The following is a 1,071-nucleotide window of genomic DNA, read 5'->3' on the forward strand; positions in this document are numbered from 1 at the left end:
TGTATTGACCTGAGAGGTTAGTGACGCGGCTGGCCGGTGGCTGACCTTTGAGTGAGGTGTGGCCTCGGTGATGATTGTAGTGATGGAGCCAGTCGCTGAAGGCGGCAACACGCTCTGATTCTGATGCATAGGGTTTGGCGTAGGCCCATTCATCGAGCATTGTGCGGTTGTAGCGCTCGACTTTGCCGTTGGTCTGGGGCCTGTACGGGCGGGTGCGCTTGTGCTTGATCTCCGGGCCCAGGGCGTCCTTGAACGCGTAGGAGCGGTAGCAGGAGCCGTTGTCCGTCAGAACCCGTTTGACCGTGATGCCGCAGGATTCAAAATAGGCGCTGGCGCGTTCCCAGAACGCGGCCGCGGTTTCCTTTTTCTCATCGCCGAGGATCTCGGTGTACGCCAGCCGGGAATGGTCATCGACGGCGTTGTGCAGGAAAGCGTAGCCCGGTCGCCGGTTCCCCGCCGTTCCGGTCTTATTCCGTTTTCCGGCCGCTCTGCCCAGGCTGCGGTGGCCTCCGCCGTCAGGGATCCGTCCGAGTTTCTTGATATCGACGTGGACCAGTTCCCCGGGCTGCGCGTGTTCGTAGCGGCGGATCACCCTGCCGGTGGCACGGTCCAGCCACGACAGCCTGGCCAGCCCAAACCTGGACAGCACCCGGTGCACAGTAGAGGGGTGGATGCCCAACAGATAACCGATCCGCGCCGGTCCCCACCGGCGATTGACCCTGATCGCGATAATCCGGCGTTCGCGCCGCACGGAGGTCCGTCGCGGTGAATTGGCCGGCCGGCTGGAAAGATCGTCCATCCCGTCCTCACCGTGCTCCCGGTAACGGCCGGCCCATCGCGATGCGGTCGTGACCGACACCTGGAACCGCTCAGCCGCCCGGCGCAGCGGCCACCCATCATCGACCACACACCGGGCCACTCGCAGCCTGCCCTTCGGTGTCAGGATCGCGTTAGCATGGGACATTGAAGACCTCCTTGTGGTTCGGACTCTAGACAAGCCCCACTCCACTCGGAGGTCTTCTTTTTGTCACCTAACCACGCCGCACGTTCCTAACGTCCGTGGACAATACA

1 protein-coding gene is annotated in these 1,071 nt (G+C 62.9%); it reads right to left on the reverse strand.

The window, feature by feature from the left end:
* On the reverse strand, positions 1-964 hold a 964-nt coding region (locus CXQ91_RS24125), incomplete at its 3' end, for an IS481 family transposase (protein ID WP_104176367.1).
* Positions 965-1,071: the final 107 nt, after the last annotated feature.

This window comes from Arthrobacter sp. Y81, assembly GCF_002929335.1.
Taxonomy (GTDB): Bacteria; Actinomycetota; Actinomycetes; order Actinomycetales; family Micrococcaceae; genus Arthrobacter.